The organism is Oryzomonas japonica, assembly GCF_008802365.1.
In the GTDB taxonomy this organism is placed as follows: domain Bacteria; phylum Desulfobacterota; class Desulfuromonadia; order Geobacterales; family Pseudopelobacteraceae; genus Oryzomonas; species Oryzomonas japonica.
Map to the genome: position 1 here is coordinate 32,062 of NZ_VZQZ01000007.1, position 18,178 is coordinate 50,239.

Sequence of the window (18,178 nt, forward strand, 5' to 3'; positions counted from 1 at the left end):
CCGCACCGGGCCGGGGACGATCCCGCCGGTGCCGGTCATGGGTGTGGGCTGCTATTTTCCACAGCACTTCTTGTATTTTTTGCCGCTGCCGCAGGGGCAGGGGTCGTTCCTGCCCGCCACCTTGGCGCTCTTGGCCGGTTCCTGATGGCGATCATCATCGCCTGAGATGTTGAAGACCAGCTTTTGGGTGCGCTGTTCCTCGGCGATCTCCTGGACATCGTCCTCGTGGTTGACCTGAACCCAATAGATGCGTTCCACAACCTCTTCGCGGATGCGGACGATCATCTCCATGAACAGGTTGTAGGCCTCTCTCTTGTACTCCTGCTTGGGGTCCTTCTGGCCATAGCCGCGCAGGCCGATGCCTTCCTTGAGATGATCGATGTTGAGCAGGTGGTCCTTCCAGTGGTTGTCGATGGCCTGGAGCATCATGACCTTGATCAGGTGATCGATCAATTCGTCTCCCAATTCGCCAACCTTGGCCTGGAAGATGGCATGGGCCTGTTCCCTGAGTGTCTCCTGAAAATTGGCCGGATTCAGGCGGGGCAGCGTTTCCTCGGGCAGATCCAGGTGGAGATTGAAGCATTTGAATACCAACTCGCCGATGGCCTGCCAATCCCATTCGTTGGCCGGCATCTTTTCGATGCAATAGGTGGCGGCGATATCTTCTATGGTTTCGTCCAGCATATCCAGGAAGCTGTCGCGGATATCCTGGCCCGCCAGAATCTCGCGGCGCTGGGTGTAGATCACCTCGCGCTGTTTGTTCATGACGTCGTCGTACTCGATCAGGTTCTTGCGGATTTCGAAGTTATGGGCCTCCACCTTTTTCTGGGCGTTTTCTATGGACTTGGTGATCATGGTGTGGGTGATGGCCTCGCCCTCTTCGATCTTGAGCAGGTCCATGATCTTGGCCACCCGCTCGGAGCCGAAGATGCGGAGCAGGTCGTCCTGCAGCGAAAGGTAGAATTTGGACGAACCGGGGTCGCCCTGGCGCCCGGAACGGCCGCGCAACTGATTGTCGATACGGCGTGACTCGTGGCGCTCGGTGCCCAGGATGTGCAGGCCGCCCAGCTTGACTACCTCGTCGTGCTCGGCGGCGCACTGGGCCCTGTATTTTTCCAACTCTGCCGCGTACTGCTCGTCGGTGGCCTCGGGGTTGGCCCGGCGCCACTGTTTTGCCAGGGAGTCCGGATTGCCCCCCAAGAGGATGTCGGTACCGCGGCCGGCCATGTTGGTGGCGATGGTGATGGCGTTCTTGCGGCCGGCCTGGGCCACGATCTCGGCCTCGCGTTCGTGCTGTTTGGCGTTCAAAACGTTGTGGGGGATGCCCTGGCGTTTGAGCAATTCCGAGAGCACCTCGGACTTTTCGATGGAGATGGTACCCACCAGGCAGGGCTGACCGCCGGCGTAATGCTCCTTGATGTCCTCGATGACCGCCGTGAACTTCTCCATTTCCGTCTTGTAGATCACGTCCGGGAAGTCCGGGCGCAGGAGCGGCCGGTTGGTCGGGATGACCATTACTTCCAGCTTGTAGATCTTGTTGAACTCCTCGGCCTCGGTGTCGGCGGTGCCGGTCATGCCGGAGAGCTTTTTGTACATGCGGAAATAGTTCTGGAAGGTGATGGTGGCCAGGGTCTGGTTCTCGTTTTCGATCTTGACCCCTTCCTTGGCCTCGATGGCCTGGTGCAGGCCGTCGGACCAGCGGCGGCCCGGCATGAGGCGGCCGGTGAACTCGTCCACGATCATCACCTCGCCGTCCTTGACCACGTAATCCACATCGCGCTTGTACATGGCGTGGGCCCGCAAGGCCTGCTGGACGTGATGCAGCGACTCGATGTTGCGCGGGTCGTACAGGTTGTCGATTTTAAGCAGCTTTTCGACCTTCAGGACGCCCTGCTCGGTGAGGGTGGCACTCTTGGCCTTCTCGTCGATGGTGAAATCGCCGGTGTACTGTTTGCGCTTGCCCGAGAGGGTGTTGGCCTCGACATCCTTCGCCTCGCCCTGTTGCAGCATCGGGATGATGCGGTCGATGATGTAATACTTGTCGGTGGATTCCTCCGTCGGGCCGGAGATGATCAGCGGTGTCCTCGCCTCGTCGATCAGGATCGAGTCGACCTCGTCAACGATGGCGTAGTTGAAACCCCGCTGGACGTAGTCATCCAGGTCGAACTTCATGTTGTCCCGCAGGTAATCGAAGCCGAATTCGTTGTTGGTTCCATAGGTGATGTCGGCGGCGTAGTTGTCGCGGCGTTCTTCGTCTTCCAGGCCATGCACGATCACGCCGACCGTGAGCCCCAGGAAGCCGTACAACTGGCCCATCCATTCGGCGTCGCGCTTTGCCAGGTAGTCGTTGACGGTGACGACGTGCACGCCCTTGCCGGATATGGCGTTCAGATAGGCGGGCAGGGTGGCCACCAGGGTCTTCCCTTCACCGGTCTTCATCTCGGCAATCTTGCCGGAGTGCAGCACCATGCCGCCGATCAATTGCACGTCGAAATGGCGCATCCCCAACACCCGCTTGCCCGCCTCGCGGCAGACGGCAAACGCCTCGGGCAGCAAGGCGTCGAGGGATTCTCCCTTGGCGTGGCGCTCCTTGAATTCAGCTGTTTTGCCGCGCAGCTGTTCATCCGTAAGTGTGGCGACGGAGGATTCCATTTCGTTGATTTTGGTAACGATCGGCCAGAGCTTCTTGAGCTCTCGTTCGTTCTTGCTGCCGACGATCTTTTTGATAAGGGACCCAAGCATTACAATCTCCCACGAAATTTAGTAACGACAAAATAGCTTTCAAAACTAACATAAGTCGGCATGGCACTTCAATAAAAATCAGGCCCGGCTGACTGTGGACGGCTCTGGTTACCGCTTGCGGCGGGGAGGCGGTCTGCTTTGGGGGGACGTATGCCCGGCGGTTGCCAGGCTGGTTTCGTTGCCTTGGGGTGTGTTGTATCGTAAAACAATGGCGTTTATTAGTGTCGAAAAAACGCTTAATAAAACAATGGTTATTATAATGGTATACCCGGTTCATGTCGCTGCAATTGTATGGAGGTTTGTTTGCAACTTCTCTAAATTATTTTATAATATGTGTTAGATATGGTTTTGTATAAAAATGCGTTGACATTTATAAAACGTTGTATTAGATAATAAATAAAACGGTGACATTAAATATTTTAAAACGATAGTTATCATTTGTTGCGGAATGCCGCGGAGATGCTATGGACAGGGCAAGGGGAACATACTCGGTTCAGTCGGTTCTCAAGGCGTTCGATCTCCTGGAGGCCCTGGCGGCCGAGGGGGCGCACGTAACCGTTCCCCTGCTGGCCCAAAAGCTCGACTTGAGCAGGAATAAGGTCTTTCGGCTGCTTGCGACGCTCGAGGACAGCGGGTTCATCGAGCGGGATGGTGACGGGGTTTACCGGCTCGGTCTGCACGCCTTCGAGATGGCGCAACACATCCTGAAGAGCGCGAGCCTTATCAGGCTGGCCCACCCGGTGATGGAGGCGTTGGCCCGCAAGCACGACGAAGCGGTATACATCACCGTGATGAACAACGACGAGGTGCTGTTTCTCGATATGGTGGACTCGTTCCAGCAGATAAAGGCCATGGACATGGTGGGGCAGCGCTTCCCTTTCTTTACCAACGCCGCTGGCAAGGCCATCAAGGCCATGAGTTCCCCCGACATTATCAGGCATATGGGGCGGCGCCGTGTCGGGAAAGCAGGGGCACCCGACCTGAAGCAGCTTGAGAAGGAGCTGCATGAAATACGCAAAAACGGCGTGGCCATCGATTTCGGAGGGGTAGGGGATGGCATCTGCGCCGTGGCGGTGGCTATCCGCGACTATGCCGGCAAGGTCGTGGGGGCGCTCACCATGCTGGCCCCCTCGTTCCGCATGCTTCATGAACGTCTTGAGCAGGAAATCGTGCCTTCAATGCGTGAAGGCGCAGAGGTTATTTCGATGAAATTCGGCTATGCCAGGATGCCGGCCTCATAGAGACATAATACATGAAATGTGAAAGGAGGGGCTTGAAGGCGGATACCGTGAAGGATGTGTGAGCCGACCGCGTTTATAAAGAGAAAGGAGCAACCCATGGCAGAGAGACAGTATGACTGGTCAGCAATTGCGAAGAATCCCAAGTTTATCGAACTGCATCACAAAAAATCCGCTTTCCTCTTCGGTTGGTGGATATTCTCCTGTGTGTATTACTTCCTGCTTCCAATCGGGGCAGCGTATGCGCCGGGCCTGTTCAAGATCAAGATCATCGGCGTCATCAACTTCGGCTATATCTTTGCACTTTCCCAATTCTTCGTGTCGTGGGGTCTGGCTCATTACTACGCTCACGTGGCCAACAAGGACTTTGACCGGCTGACCAGGGAACTGGTCGAAGAAATCCAGTAAAGGAGGATACGACATGACTATCAAGAATATCATCATTGCCACCGGTCTGGTTCTTTCCGTCGCAGCGGCCGCCTTTGCTGAGGAGCCCTCCAAGGCTTCGGCCGGCCCGAACGCAGCCCCCGCAGCGACCGCTCCGAGTGCCGGCGCGCCCGCGGTAGCCGCACCGGCAGCCCAGGCTCAGGCCCCGGCCGCCGCGCCCGCCCCGGCCAAGAAGAGAGAGCTCAAGGCAGACAAAACCATCACCCTCACCATGTTTGCCGTCATCATCGGCATCACCTTGGGCGTTGTCGTCTGGGCCGCCCGGCACACCAAGACCGCCGCCGACTTCTACGCCGCCGGCGGTGGCATCACCGGCACCCAGAACGGCTGGGCCATTGCCGGCGACTACATGTCGGCAGCCTCCTTCCTGGGGATTTCCGGCCTGATATCGCTCTACGGTTATGACGGGTTCATGTATTCGGTCGGCTGGCTGGTGGCCTACATCACCGTGCTCCTGATCGTGGCCGAGCCGTGCCGCAACGCCGGCAAGTACACCCTGGGGGATATCCTCTCCTTCCGCACCGAGCCCAAGCCGGTACGAGCCGTGGCCGCCATCTCGACCGTGGCCGTCTCGACCTTCTACCTGACCGCTCAGATGGTCGGCGCCGGCAAGCTGATGGCGCTCCTGGTCGGCGTTCCCTACAAGACCGCCATCATCGGCGTCGGTATCCTGATGGTCGGCTACGTCGTGTTCGGCGGCATGACCGCCACCACCTGGGTCCAGATCATCAAGGCCGGCCTGCTCATGTCCGGCGCCTTTCTGCTGTCGGTCCTGGTTTTGGCCAAGGCCGGCTTCAATCCGATCGGTTTCTTCAACGACATCGTCAACAGCCCCGACGTCCAAGACCACGTTTCCAAACTGGTGTTAAAGGATGGGATTACCCTGACCGGTACGGAGGCGGGCCAACGCTTCCTTGAACCGGGCCTGTTCATGAAGGCGCCGCTGGACCAGATCTCCCTCGGTATGGCCCTGGTATTCGGAACCGCCGGCATGCCTCACATCCTGATGCGCTTCTTCACCGTGCCCACGGCCCAGGCGGCCCGCAAGTCGGTCATCGTTGCCATGTGGCTCATCGGCCTGTTCTACGTCCTTACCACCCTGCTCGGTTTCGGCGCCGCCATCCACGTAACCCCCCAGGGCATCACACAGGTTGACCCGGGCGGCAACATGGCCACCCTGCTCCTGGCTCAGCAGTTGGGCGCGGACATCGCCCCCATCGTCGGTGACCTCTTCCTGGCCTTCCTCTGCTCGGTCGCCTTCGCCACCATCCTGGCGGTCGTCTCCGGTCTGGTCCTGGCCGCCTCTGCCGCCATCGCCCACGACATCTACGTCAACGTGATCAAGGACGGCCATGCCGACCAGCACGAGCAGGTCATGGCTGCCCGCATCACCTCGTTGGTCGTCGGCGCAGTCGGGATCATCATCGGTCTCATGGCGGAAAAAGCCAACGTCGCCCACCTGGTGGCCCTGGCCTTCGCCGTGGCTTCCTCCGGCAACCTGCCGGTGGTCATCCTGTCGCTCTTCTGGAAAAAATTCAACACCGCCGGCGTCATCTCCGGCCTGGTGGTCGGCACGGTCGCCTCCATCGGCCTGGTGATGGTCTCCCCCAACATGACCTATCCCAAGGTGGTTGCAGCCGGGGCGCAGAAGGTCATCACCGCCCTGGAGAAGAAACAGGCCGCTCTGCCTATGGGCGCCCAGCTTGACGAGAAGGACGCCAAGGCCCTCGCCAAGGCGAAGGTCGATTATGTGAAGAACAAGGACGGCAAGTCCATTATGGGGCTGGACAAACCGATCCTGACCTTGAAAAACCCGGGCATCATCTCCATCCCGCTCGGTTTCCTGGCAGCTATCTTTGGAGCCCTGGCATTCCCGAGCAGGCGTTCCGAAGAGATGTTCGACGAGATCTATGTCCGTCAGAACACCGGCATCGGCATGGCCAAGGCCATCGACCACTGATGGTGTAATATTCGATAGCATGTGTATAATGGGGAAAGCTGCGGCTTTCCCCATTTTTTACTTTTCAGGGAGCCATCATGATGCGAACGTCACGGGATATGCCGGCAACCGGGGAAACGGTGGCGGCCCTTCACTCCCCTGTCGAGGCGCCCCATCACGATATTCTGGGGTCGTTGCCCGATCTGCGCCGTATCAGCCGTTATTGTACGGCGGCCGATATCAGTCGTTTCCTGCGGAGCATCTCCGCTGTTTTGGATGAAGATCGACAACGTATGGCGGGGTGGCACGCCGAATGCGACCGACTCATACGATCTATTGCCGACGCCGGGCACCGTGAGCTAAAAGACATCCATGAGGCCCTGAACCGGATAGAGGTCGAGCGTTTCCTCCTGCTTTTTTCCGTCGCATCCCTTCATCACAACTGTACCCATTACCGGGACGAATTGGCCAAGCGCGCCATGACGGTGGTGGCCGAAGAGCTTGAAAGCAGGGGCTGCCCCGTGCCACCGGTCCCGTTTGCCCTGGTCAGTATGGGCAGCGATGGGCGCGAGGAACAGACCCTGATTACGGACCAGGATTACCTGATCGTCTACGGCGACGGTGGCGGCGAGGAGGCGGACAGCTATTTCCTGGATTACTCCACGCTGTTGGTGGACCGGTTGGAGGAGGCCGGCTTCAAGCGTTGCACCGGCGGCATCATGCCGACAAACCTGACCTGGCGAGGTTCTCTTGCCCAGTGGCGCAAGCGCCTTTTGGCCATTGTCAGGTATGAGGTGGATGATTACGGCAAGAATATGATGGATTTGATCGTTCTCTCCGATGCGCGTTGCGTTGCCGGAGACCGCTCCATAGCCCAAGAACTCATCGGGTTGATCAGGGGGATGGAGCGGGATTACTTTCAGGTCTTGTGGGGGATGGCCCGGGCGGCAACGGAGATGAGGCTGGCGCTGGGATTCATGAAGCGGCTCTGGACCGAGGGGAGCGGCGAGCACAAGGGGGAATTCAATCTGAAACTGTTGGCCTGGGCTCCCTTGGTGATGAATATACGTATTCTCGCCATTAACCAGGGGGTGCCCGCGACAAATACCGTGGAGCGTATCGCTTTTCTCGAAAAGGAAGGGAGCTTTTCGGCGGAGATGGCCCAAGGTTTACGCGAGGCGTATTACATCCTGACCAAATACCGCATCCTCATGCAGATCAACGTGATCAAGGGGATCCAGAGCGATTCCCACTATCTGAACCCCTACCGGTTGCCTGCCGAAGAGCACGAAAAGATCCGTCATGCGATTGTCGGGATCGAGGAGTTGCAGAAGATCATCCACACGAATTTTTCGATCATGTAGAGCTCCGTGGCGATTCCGGCAGATGCGTATCGCATACGCGCCGGATTGGGCGAACATCAGTTCGCCGCTACAAGTGAAACAGAGCCTGAATAGTAAAAGGGAGTGTCTTGTGACACTCCCTTTTTGATGGTGCAGACTTTGTTGGTGCCGAAACTGCTAACGTTTTTTGCCAGCAGCCTTTTTGGCTTTTACTACCGGCGCCTTGCTCGTCCAGTTATTCAGGTCGTGGGCGATGTTGTGGCAATCCTGGCATCTGGGGAACTTGGTCAGGATACCTGCCGGATGCGGAGTGCCGTGGCAATCCTGGCACTTGGGCAGCATCTTGTGCTTGTTCTGGTGGCACGTTACGCACAGGAGCTTGCCATGCTTTGTTTTGCTGGCCGACAGGAACGACATGGCGTTCTTGTGGCAGGCGGCGCAGTTCTTGTTGGGGAGAGACGAGCCATAGGTGACCACCTTCGGCATGTGGGCCTTATGGCAGTTCTTGCAATCGGCAGCGGTCATGTCGCTGGAGTGGGGCTTGTGACATTGGGTGCACAGGGGGATCTTGCCATGCACGTCGTGACAGAAGGAACAGTTCAGGGCGGTGTGTTTGCTCTTGTTTTCCCTGAGTTGCTTGATCTGGCCGCTGTGGCAGGAAAGACAGGGGTCGGTCACGTTGCGGCCGAAGGAGATGTCCTTGGGCCTATGCGGATTTTTGTGACAGGAGAGGCATCCCGCAAGCTTGTAGTGCGGCTTGTCGGAGTGGCACATGCTGCACTTGGGAATCGGTTTTTTGACTGCGGGGGGGTGGCCGATGTGGCAGTCCAGACAGGATACGCTTGTTTTGTGAGCTCCCCCAGCAGCCGCAATGTCTGCCGGGGGCTGGGCATGGCACTTGACGCAGTCAAGGTTGACAAGCGACGTGGCGGAGTCTGCTGCCCATGCGCCACCAGCGAGGCTGACGGCCAAGGAGAGTGCTGCCAAAAAGCGAGCTGCAATTTTCATTTTTCCTCCTTCATCTCAATTGAATAAAAACGGGGCTAATTATAGACAAAATAAGGCGAATTTTGCAACAGACATTTTGGCGGGCCGTGGTGTTTGGCTGTTGTCGCGATTATGTGGGTGTCTTTATTTTATGGGATATTATGCAATTAATTGGTTTTTTATGTATTAATTATATAAAAAGTAGTTGACAGTTTTTCAAATTGTTGTAAATAGATGATCAAGCTAAAAAAAGAGGTGGTACGGTATTACTATGAAATGCACAAATCAGGTGAAGACAATCCGCGAATCAAAGCTTATGAGCAAGTCGGAACTTGCCCGCAAAGCCGGGGTGTCTGCGCTCACGGTGGATCGGATCGAGCGGGGGGAAAGCTGCCGCCTTGAAACCAAACGGAAGATTATCCTTGCATTGGGCTACTCGCTAGATGACAAAAATAAGGTTTTTCAGGATTAACGACAACGGGAACCTGATATGTTTCTTTTTAGAAAGCAAAAAGACGTCATCGGAATAGACATTGGCTCCAGTTCGGTAAAGCTGGTGCAGATCAAATGCCTCAAAGATGCTTTTCAGCTTCTTAATGTGGGTATTGTGCCGCTTCCGCCGGAAGCTATCGTGGACAACACGCTTATCGATAGCGCCTCTATTGTTGCAGCGCTAAAAAGCCTGACGGCAAGTCTGGGGGTCAAGGTCAGGGACGTCGCCTGCTCGATCTCGGGCAACTCCGTCATCATCCGCAAGATCACCCTTGCCGCGATGCCGGTCGAGGAGCTGGAAGACCAAATTACATGGGAAGCGGAGCAATACATCCCGTTTGACATCAATGACGTCAATATGGATTTCCAGATACTTTCGCCCGACAGTATCGATTCTACCAAGATGAATGTGCTGCTCGTTGCCAGCAAAAAGGACATAATCAACGACTATGTGGCTGTTTTCAACGAAGCGGCCATGCAGTTGTCCGTGGTTGATGTGGATTCATTCGCCGTACAGAATGCCTTTGAAATCAATCATGATGCCGGCCCGGACGAGGTCGTGGCGCTCATCAATATTGGCGCCAACATCATGAATATCAACATAGTCAAAGACGGCATCACGCTTTTGACCCGCGATGTCCAGATGGGTGGCAATCTCTATACCGAAGAGATTCAGAAACAGATGGGCCTGGGCAGCGCTGAAGCGGAATCGGCAAAGCTCCTGGCCCATGAAGCGCAGAACAGCGCCCTGCTGGATGTCCTGGGCAAGGTGAACGACACCCTTACCCAGGAGATACGCCGTTCGCTCGATTTTTACAACTCTACGGCAAACGAGGACCGTATCACCAAGATATTCGTGAGCGGGGGATGTTCCAAGGTCTATCGTTTGAATGAAACGGTGAGTGAAAAACTGAGCTTGCCGGTTGAGATCATTAACCCGTTTGCAAAGCTCAAGTATAATGAAAAGGATTTTGACCCTGAATACCTTCAGGAAATCGGCCCGCTCATGGCGGTAAGCGTTGGGCTTGCCATAAGGAGGGCAGGGGACAAATGATCAAGATCAACTTATTGCCGGTTCGTGCCGCGAAAAAGAAAGAGACGGCCGTCCAGCAGATCTCCATCTTCTGCGTTAGTCTGCTGCTGGTGGCTGTGGTTGTGGTGTCCTTATATATCGTTAAGCGGATGCAAATTGCTTCCGCACAGACGGACATTACGGCAGCCAATGAAAAAATCGGGGCGTTGAAGAAGAGGATCGGCAAGCTTGAAGAGCTCAAAACCCTGAAGGACCAGGTGAAGAAAAAGCTGGATGTCCTGGCACAGTTGCGCAAAAATAAAACCGGCCCGGCCGAGCGGTTGGCCACGTTAAGCGACATTACCCCCGAGCAGCTTTGGCTTACCAGCTACACGGAAAACGGCGCCGACATCAAGTTGTCGGGCATCGCTTATACGGAAGAGTTGATAGCCTCTTTCATGCGCAGCCTCGAGGCATCCCGTGATTTCATGGGGGTCGAACTGGTCGTGTCCGAGCAGATGGAGTTGGGGGGGACCAAATTGAAAAAGTTTGAATTGACGTGCAAGTTGAAGTCAGCTGCCCCGCCGCAGCCCGCGGCCGCCCCTAAGAAATAGCATTTTATTTGAACTAGGATGGACTGGCTATGGATCCGCAAGTCGAAAAAATTCTAAAACTGCCGACAAAACAAAAGATCCTCATACTTGTGCTTGTGGTGATCGTGGAAGCCGCTGCGCTGCTCTATGTGTTGTACCTGCCCAAGTATAAAGAGCTGAACAGCCTGGAAGCGGACTTGTCGCGGCTCCAGAACGAGATCGATGAGAAGACCAGGGTTGCCAACAATCTTCCCCGGCTCCAACGGGAATATGATCAACTCAACCGGGAACTCGCCCAGGCGCTGACCGAACTCCCCAACTCCAAGGAAATTCCGTCGCTCTTGACAAGTATCACCACCCTGGGCAAGGGGGCGGGACTCGATTTCCTCGTATTCAAGCCCAAAGCGGAAGCTCCCAAGGATTTCTATGCCGAAGTGCCGGTTGACATTACCGTGTCCGGGTCGTATTACAGCGTTGCCAACTTTTTTGCCGCTGTTGCCAACCTCCCCCGCATCGTCAACATAACCAACGTGGCTTTTGCCGATATCAAGAATGTCAACAACAGGATGATGACAAAGGTTACCTGTCTCGCGACCACATTCCGCTTCCTTGATAAGAAAGAGATTAAGGATGATAAGAAGAAGCCTGCTCCCAAATAGCCGTTTCGTGGCGATCATTGTTGTCATGGGCATCGTGGTTGCCACACTGCCGGGCTGCAAGAAAAAAGAGCCGCCCGCAACGGTTGCCCAGCCGCCCAAAACCGCTGCGCCGCAACAGCCCAAACCGGTGCAAAAAGCGGTAAGTTCGGCGCTTAAGCTACAGCCGCCGCCGGTAAATCAATTCGACTTCAGCAACAAAAAAGATCCTTTTAAGCCCTTTTTGGTCGTTAAGCTGCATCCGGCGCCGGCGGCGGGCAATGTGAGCAGAGCCGCCCAAAGTGGCGGCCTCCCTATCCATAGCTTCGATGTCGGCCAGTTCAAGCTGATCGGCGTGGTGACGGGTGACCGGCAAAACAAGGCAATGGTTGTTGACCCCAGCGGCAAGGGATATGTTCTCAAGGTGGGCATGACGATCGGCAAGAACAACGGCCGCATCACCTCGATCAGCAATAGCGGTGTGGATGTGCTGGAGCAATTCAGAGACGACAACGGTCGGGTGCGCAAGGAAACCATCAAAATCACCCTTCCCAGGAAACAATAAGGAGTTCCGCATGAAGTGGTTTATGAGACAATCTATTGTTCTAGCCTTTGTCTTGACTGTGTCGGCAGTCTTTCTTGCGGGTGGGGCAGGCAGTGCGGAATCCGCCCCGGAGCCCGCTAAAGTCAAGCTTGCCGCCATCGAATCGATAAACGCATCCGGTGAAGGCGAAGCTGCGGAGCTTGTCGTCAGGCTTTCCTCGCCTGCCACCTATACAAGTTATAAGACCACCGCCCCGCTTCGCCTGGTGATAGATCTGTCTCAAACGACTCAAGGCGCCATTACGGCTCCGGTTGCCATCAATAAGGGTAATATCAAAAGCGTCAACGTCAGCCGTTTTGACACCGCTGCCGGCACACTGACACGTATCAGCGTGGAACTGGTCAATGATATCGACGCGATTATCTCCGCCTCCCCGGCCCAACCCGGCGAGTTGCATATCGCCTTTCCGGTTCAACATGCTTCGACTGCGGGAACGGTAACGACCGAGAAAACGACCGGCATCCCTGGAAATAATCCTGCTCCGGCGGTCATGCCCGTTTCCGGTGGGGCAAAGACCCCAGAACCCGCCCAAGCTGGCGCCAACCTGCAGCCGGCCGTGCCCGTGGCGGTCACGAGGCGTGCCTTGAACGCCGTTACGGCAAAAGATGGCGCCATAATCCTTGCCGTCGATGGCGGCGTGGAAGAATTCAAGACGTTCAGGCTCAATAAACCCGAGCGTTATGTCATCGACCTGTTCGGCGTCACGAGTATCCTGCCCAACCGTTTTATTCCCCTGAACGCCATTGGGGTCGCCTCGGCCCGTATCGGCCTTTATCCCGACAAGACCCGCGTCGTACTCGATGCGATCAACGGCAGTTTCCCAGAAGCCACAACCACGAAAGCTGATGAAGGGGTGAGGGTTGTCCTTGCCGGCGCGTCCGCAGCGGCAACAACAGATAACGCGGCTGTCCCGCAAAAAATGCCCGCCAAGGCACCTCAAAAGACGGCAGAGCCATCGGCACCCGCTCCCGTCGCACAGCCCAAGGCTGAGACGCGCACGGTAACCGGCCCCGCCACCATAGAGATGATCGACTTTCAGGTGATCGACAGTGTGTCCCGCGTTGCTGTCAAGGTAAGGGGCAATGTTGACGCCGAGCAGCCGGTGAAGACACCGGGGTATGTTACCCTGACACTGCGGAACGCCACACTTGCGAAGCGGCTGCAACGCTCCCTGGATGCCCAGGCCTTCGCGACGCCGGTTCTTCGGGTTACCCCCTTCATGGTCAAGACCCGCAAAGGCACCGACACCAAAGTGCGTATCGCGTTGCGCGTCGCCGCATCGTATGAATTCCGCCATGAAGGCGATATGTTCTATATCGATTTCAAAAATCCCGAAGGACTCACGGCAGGGACTTTGGATCTGGGGACCCCGGAAGCACATTTCCATCCCCGGCATCCTGTCGCAAAAGATGCGGATATAACCTCTGAACTGGCACCGGCACCGGATTCTTCGGCCAAATCAGGTGAACTGGTGAAACACTACAAGGGGCGGAAGGTCACCCTCGAATTTGCCGATGCCGAAGTGCGCAAGATCTTCCAACTCCTCTCCGAGGTCAGCGGCAAGAACTTCGTGCTTGGAGACGATGTCACCGGGACGATCAGCATCAAGCTGGTCAACGTGCCGTGGGATCAGGCCCTGGATATCATCCTCGACACCAAGGGTCTCGACAAGCGCGAAGAGGGCAACATCATCATCATCAAGGGCAAGGGGAAATTCAAGTCCCAGGCTGAAGAAGAACAAGAGATCAAAAAGGCTTTGACGAAATCCATCGAGCTCAAAACCGAAACCTATAGCATCAATTATGCCGATATTGGGACCATTGCCGGTCAGTTCAACGGGCTGAAAAGCGAACGCGGCGTGATTTCCCCGGATACGCGCACCAACAAGGTGATCGTCAAGGATATCCCCCAGGCTCTTGACGACATGCGCAAGCTGTTGCAGCAACTCGATGTGCCGGAAAAGCAGGTCATGATCGAAGCCCGGATTGTGGAGGCAACCTCGACCTTCACCCGCTCCCTTGGCGTAAACTGGGGTATCCATTACCGGGACGGTTCTGCATCGTTTCTCGGGATCAACTCCCTGGACACCACGTTTGGCGGCGCGGTCTCGACGGTCCCGTCCACGTCCGGTGCCAGCAGCAACTCCGGGACGGCGACCGGCATTTCCTTTGGCTCCCTCACCAGCAATATTCAGCTTGATATGCGTCTGAATGCCGCGGCAACCGCAGGGCTTGTTAAAATCGTCTCAACGCCGAAGGTCGCGACATTGAACAACAAGACCGCCAAGATCACCCAGGGACAGCAGATCCCCTACACGTCATCCACCTCCGACAAGGTTGAAACCAAGTTCGTCGAGGCGGCCCTGGCGCTGGAGGTGACCCCGCATATCAACGCCAATGGGACGATCAGCATGAAAATCGACGCCAAAAACGACTCTCCCGGCGCGGTCCCGAGCGGCAGCACCGCACCATCGATCAATAAGAAACAGGCCACGACCGAGATGCTGCTGCGTGACGGAGAAACCACGGTTATCGGCGGGATCTACGTCGACAACGATACTGAGTCCGATGAAGGCGTCCCCTTCTTGATGGACATCCCTTTCCTGGGGAAATTCTTTAAATCGAATTCAAAGCAGAAGACAAAGACCGAGTTGCTGATATTTATTACGCCGAGAATTTTGAATACGATTTGATAACAAAATACCTTTATTCAGTATCAGTAGATATCTAATCACAACTATTGTTATTATTTTTTCAAAATTAGCCTGTTGATGAATTAATATTTTGAAAAATACAATTTATACTTTGACATAAATATTTGGAGGCTACATGAAATTGTTTCGCTATTACGAATTTGTATTGACGTTGTTTGCCATTTTGGTATTACAGTCCTGTGGCAGTAACACTGATACCAGTGGGAGTCTTACTATTAGCACGCCGTCCGTTACAACCAATACCAATTCTTGTGGATTACAAACAGTTAGTGCTACTGTCACCTACACTCCCCCCACTTTGGTAACGGGATCTGTGCCAAATGGGGTAAAGATTGCCATATCTGAATGGGAAAATAGTGTCCTGATGAGTAGTTCTACGGATACACTTACCGATAGCCCCAGTGTTGTACATTCGTATTCAGTCACGCAGCAAATCGGTACACCTATAAGAGTAGTCATCAGTGCATCAATTGGAAGTATGAATGCATCCGTACAAGCTGTTGTCCCTGCTGCAACGTTTAGCACCTTTAGCGGTTGCACCATCAAGTAATGAATTTATCATGATTTTTTTAGCGGCTAAAAATTCATAAGCCATCACATTGGGAAATGAAAAACATTTTATCGCAGGGGGATGTTGCATAATCCCCCTGTTTTTTTTATAGTGGCTGTTCGGGTGTGACAATTGACAGCGGTGCCGCGAGGCGCTGCCGGTCAACACTCCTGAACAGCTTGAAATTTATTACGTTAAAGGTGTCATGCAACCATGAGCAAAGAACTGGCAAAAGGCTACGAGCCGCACGACGTGGAAAAAAGATGGTACGCGGAATGGGAGGCCAAGGGATACTTCCGTGCCGCCGCTACGTCGGATAAGAAGCCCTTCAGCATCGTCATCCCCCCTCCCAACGTTACCGGCGCCCTGCACATGGGGCACGCCCTCAACAATACCCTGCAGGATATCCTCTGCCGCTGGAAACGGATGCAGGGGTACAACGTACTCTGGATGCCGGGCACCGACCATGCCGGCATTGCCACGCAAAACGTGGTGGAGCGCCAGCTTGCCGCCGAGAAGAAGGATCGCCACGAACTGGGGCGCGAGGCATTCATCAAGCGGGTCTGGAAGTGGAAGGCCGAGTCGGGCGGCCAAATCATCGGCCAGTTGAAGCGCTTGGGCGCTTCTTGCGATTGGGAGCGGGAACGCTTCACCATGGACGAAGGGTTGTCCAAGGCGGTGCGCACCGTGTTCGTCAAGTTGTACCAGGACGGCCTCATCTACCGTGACAATCGCCTGATCAACTGGTGCCCCCGCTGCCATACGGCCCTGTCGGATATCGAGGTGGAGCACGAGGACAAGAAGGGGCACCTGTGGCACATCCGCTATCCGGTGGCCGGTGAACCGGGCAAATACGTGGTGGTGGCCACCACCCGTCCCGAGACCATGCTGGGCGATACGGCTGTGGCTGTGCACCCCGAGGATGAACGCTATCAGGCCCTGGTCGGCAAGAAGGTGATCCTGCCCTTGGTCAACCGCGAGATCCCGGTGATTGCCGACGACTACGTGGACCGGGAATTCGGCACCGGGGTAGTGAAGATCACCCCGGCCCACGATTTCAATGACTTCGAGGTGGGCCAGCGTCATGGTCTGGATAAGATCAACGTATTAGACGAATCCGGCATCATCAACGCCGAAGGGCGCCAGTATGAGGGGATGGACCGCTTCGAGGCCCGCAAGCGGATCGTCGAGGAACTGGAAGCGGCCGGGCTGCTGGAAAAAATCGAGGACCACGCCATGGCGGTGGGGGGCTGCTACCGCTGCAAGACCGTGGTGGAGCCCTACCTCTCCCTGCAGTGGTACGTAAAGGTCGCCCCCCTGGCGGAGCGGGCTCTGGCGGCGGTGAAGGAGGGCAAAACCCGCATCCTCCCCAAACAGTGGGAAAATACCTACTACGACTGGATGGAAAACATCCGCGACTGGTGCATCTCGCGCCAGATCTGGTGGGGGCACCGCATCCCTGCCTGGTTCTGCGACCACTGCGGCGAGGTGACTGTGGCCATGGAGGCCCCGGCGACCTGCTGCAAGTGCGGGAGCGATGAGCTCCGCCAGGAGACCGATGTCCTGGATACCTGGTTTTCCTCGGCACTGTGGCCCTTCTCCACCATGGGGTGGCCCGAAAAAACGGCGGAACTGGCCACTTTTTATCCCACCTCCTGCCTGGTGACCGGCTTTGACATCCTCTTCTTCTGGGTGGCCCGCATGATGATGATGGGGCTGCACTTCATGGACGAGGTTCCCTTCGGGGATGTGTACATCCACGCCCTGGTACGGGATGCTCACGGGCAGAAGATGAGCAAATCCAAGGGGAACGTGATCGACCCGCTGACGATCATCGACCAGTACGGCACCGATGCTTTCCGGTTCACCTTGGCCGCGTTTGCCGCCCAGGGGCGGGACATCAAGCTGGCCGAGGAGCGTATCGCCGGCTACCGCAATTTCTGCAACAAGGTGTGGAACGCCGCCCGGTTCACTCTGATGAACCTGGAAGGGTTCGATCCCGACACCCTGAAATTGACGGAATTGCCACTCTCCGAAGGGGATAGGTGGGTCCTGCACCGCCTGAACGAGACCGCCCGGGAGACCGGCAAGGCTCTGACGGAGTACCGCTTCAACGAGGCGGCCATGGGGTTGTACCAGTTTACCTGGAGTGAGTTCTGCGACTGGTATCTGGAACTCTCCAAGAAAGACCTGTACGGCGACGACCCGCTGCGCAAGAAGACGGCCCAGTATGTGCTCTGGTACACCCTGGAACACCTGTTGCGGCTGCTGCACCCTTTCATGCCCTTTATCACCGAGGAGATCTGGCAGGCCCTGCCCGGTACGAAGGGGGCAACCATCATGCTGGCCCCGTACCCGGAACCGGCCCCGGAGCGTTCCCACCCCGAAGCGGCCGCCAACATGGAGCGGGTCATGGCCGTTATTTCCGGCATCCGCAATATCCGAGGCGAGATGGAGGTACCCCCATCCAGGGAGATTAGCGTGATCCTCTCCTGCGGCACTGAGGAGAGCCTCAGGCTGATGAAGCACAACGAAGGGGCCATCGTCAGCCTGGCCCGGGTCGCCGACCTGGCCATGGGGCAGGGGATCGAGAAGCCGGAGGACGCCTCCATCCAGGTGGCGGGAGACGTGCAGATCTTCGTGCCGCTCAAGGGGCTGGTGGATGTGGAGGAGGAAGAGAAGCGCCTACTCAAGGAAATCGCCAAGATTGAAAAAGAGATCGACCTGTTTTCGAAGAAGCTGGAGAACCCCAGCTTTGTCGAGCGTGCCCCGGCGGATGTGGTCGCCAAGGAGCGGGAAAAGCTGGCCGAGGTGACCGATAAAAAACTGGTGCTGGAAGCGAGCCTGGAAAAGATCAGACACCTGAAGGGCTGATACATGGGG

General features: G+C 56.2%; 13 protein-coding genes. 11 read left to right on the plus strand and 2 right to left on the minus strand.

The genetic code is table 11. The features are described 5' to 3' along the window. Window positions 1–51 precede the first annotated feature (51 nt). Window positions 52–2,742 carry a preprotein translocase subunit SecA gene (secA, locus tag F6V25_RS11420; RefSeq protein ID WP_151128696.1) on the minus strand — a complete coding sequence of 897 codons (2,691 nt, stop codon included), beginning with the start codon at window positions 2,740–2,742 and terminating at the stop codon, window positions 52–54. Window positions 2,743–3,206: 464 nt separating this feature from the next. Here secA and F6V25_RS11425 point away from each other — a divergent pair, with 464 nt between their 5' ends. From F6V25_RS11425 to F6V25_RS11440, 4 genes are all read left to right on the plus strand, one after another. Further along, window positions 3,207–3,983 (plus strand): IclR family transcriptional regulator, encoded by a 777-nt coding sequence (locus tag F6V25_RS11425; RefSeq protein WP_151128697.1) that lies wholly within the window; start codon window positions 3,207–3,209, stop codon window positions 3,981–3,983. Between the two features lie 96 nt (window positions 3,984–4,079). Beyond that, window positions 4,080–4,388: a DUF485 domain-containing protein gene (locus F6V25_RS11430; protein WP_151128698.1), complete on the plus strand. Its 309-nt coding sequence runs from the start codon at window positions 4,080–4,082 to the stop codon at window positions 4,386–4,388. Between the two features lie 13 nt (window positions 4,389–4,401). Continuing rightward, complete coding sequence (locus tag F6V25_RS11435; protein ID WP_151128699.1) at window positions 4,402–6,387, plus strand: solute symporter family protein; 1,986 nt, start codon at window positions 4,402–4,404, stop codon at window positions 6,385–6,387. 77 nt (window positions 6,388–6,464) lie between these two features. Next, complete coding sequence (locus tag F6V25_RS11440) at window positions 6,465–7,730, plus strand: putative nucleotidyltransferase substrate binding domain-containing protein (RefSeq protein WP_246167031.1); 1,266 nt, start codon at window positions 6,465–6,467, stop codon at window positions 7,728–7,730. 156 nt (window positions 7,731–7,886) lie between these two features. On the opposite strand, the gene F6V25_RS11445 is transcribed toward F6V25_RS11440, so the two are convergent. Beyond that, window positions 7,887–8,717 (minus strand): cytochrome C, encoded by an 831-nt coding sequence (locus tag F6V25_RS11445; RefSeq protein WP_151128700.1) that lies wholly within the window; start codon window positions 8,715–8,717, stop codon window positions 7,887–7,889. A gap of 250 nt (window positions 8,718–8,967) precedes the next feature. On the opposite strand from F6V25_RS11445, the gene F6V25_RS11450 reads away from it, so the two are divergent. The 7 genes from F6V25_RS11450 to F6V25_RS11480 all read left to right on the plus strand — a co-directional run bounded on the left by F6V25_RS11450 (window position 8,968) and on the right by F6V25_RS11480 (window position 18,169). Then, window positions 8,968–9,168, plus strand: a complete 201-nt coding sequence (locus F6V25_RS11450) for a helix-turn-helix transcriptional regulator (protein ID WP_151128701.1) — start codon at window positions 8,968–8,970, stop codon at window positions 9,166–9,168. Window positions 9,169–9,186: 18 nt separating this feature from the next. Next, window positions 9,187–10,242, plus strand: a complete 1,056-nt coding sequence (pilM, locus tag F6V25_RS11455) for a type IV pilus biogenesis protein PilM (protein WP_151128702.1) — start codon at window positions 9,187–9,189, stop codon at window positions 10,240–10,242. Then, complete coding sequence (locus F6V25_RS11460; protein WP_151128703.1) at window positions 10,239–10,814, plus strand: PilN domain-containing protein; 576 nt, start codon at window positions 10,239–10,241, stop codon at window positions 10,812–10,814. The genes pilM and F6V25_RS11460 overlap by 4 nt, the downstream gene beginning before the upstream one ends. Before the next feature lie 29 nt (window positions 10,815–10,843). Further along, entirely contained in the window at window positions 10,844–11,452 is a 609-nt protein-coding gene (locus tag F6V25_RS11465; RefSeq protein WP_151128704.1) for a type IV pilus inner membrane component PilO, read from the plus strand. 7 nt (window positions 11,453–11,459) lie between these two features. Next, window positions 11,460–11,993 carry a pilus assembly protein PilP gene (locus tag F6V25_RS11470; protein WP_246167032.1) on the plus strand — a complete coding sequence of 178 codons (534 nt, stop codon included), beginning with the start codon at window positions 11,460–11,462 and terminating at the stop codon, window positions 11,991–11,993. A gap of 10 nt (window positions 11,994–12,003) precedes the next feature. Continuing rightward, complete coding sequence (locus F6V25_RS11475) at window positions 12,004–14,724, plus strand: type IV pilus secretin PilQ (RefSeq protein ID WP_191966168.1); 2,721 nt, start codon at window positions 12,004–12,006, stop codon at window positions 14,722–14,724. 784 nt (window positions 14,725–15,508) lie between these two features. After that, entirely contained in the window at window positions 15,509–18,169 is a 2,661-nt protein-coding gene (locus tag F6V25_RS11480) for a valine--tRNA ligase (protein WP_151128707.1), read from the plus strand. Window positions 18,170–18,178: the final 9 nt, after the last annotated feature.

Coding starts and splice junctions, on each gene's coding strand:
- F6V25_RS11445 (WP_151128700.1), bottom strand. CDS start 8,717: ATGAAAATTGCAGCTCGCTTTTTGGCAGCACTCTCCTTGGCCGTCAGC.
- F6V25_RS11425 (WP_151128697.1), top strand. CDS start 3,207: ATGGACAGGGCAAGGGGAACATACTCGGTTCAGTCGGTTCTCAAGGCG.
- F6V25_RS11450 (WP_151128701.1), top strand. CDS start 8,968: ATGAAATGCACAAATCAGGTGAAGACAATCCGCGAATCAAAGCTTATG.
- pilM (WP_151128702.1), top strand. CDS start 9,187: ATGTTTCTTTTTAGAAAGCAAAAAGACGTCATCGGAATAGACATTGGC.
- F6V25_RS11430 (WP_151128698.1), top strand. CDS start 4,080: ATGGCAGAGAGACAGTATGACTGGTCAGCAATTGCGAAGAATCCCAAG.
- F6V25_RS11440 (WP_246167031.1), top strand. CDS start 6,465: ATGATGCGAACGTCACGGGATATGCCGGCAACCGGGGAAACGGTGGCG.
- F6V25_RS11460 (WP_151128703.1), top strand. CDS start 10,239: ATGATCAAGATCAACTTATTGCCGGTTCGTGCCGCGAAAAAGAAAGAG.
- F6V25_RS11480 (WP_151128707.1), top strand. CDS start 15,509: ATGAGCAAAGAACTGGCAAAAGGCTACGAGCCGCACGACGTGGAAAAA.
- F6V25_RS11475 (WP_191966168.1), top strand. CDS start 12,004: ATGAAGTGGTTTATGAGACAATCTATTGTTCTAGCCTTTGTCTTGACT.
- F6V25_RS11465 (WP_151128704.1), top strand. CDS start 10,844: ATGGATCCGCAAGTCGAAAAAATTCTAAAACTGCCGACAAAACAAAAG.
- secA (WP_151128696.1), bottom strand. CDS start 2,742: ATGCTTGGGTCCCTTATCAAAAAGATCGTCGGCAGCAAGAACGAACGA.
- F6V25_RS11435 (WP_151128699.1), top strand. CDS start 4,402: ATGACTATCAAGAATATCATCATTGCCACCGGTCTGGTTCTTTCCGTC.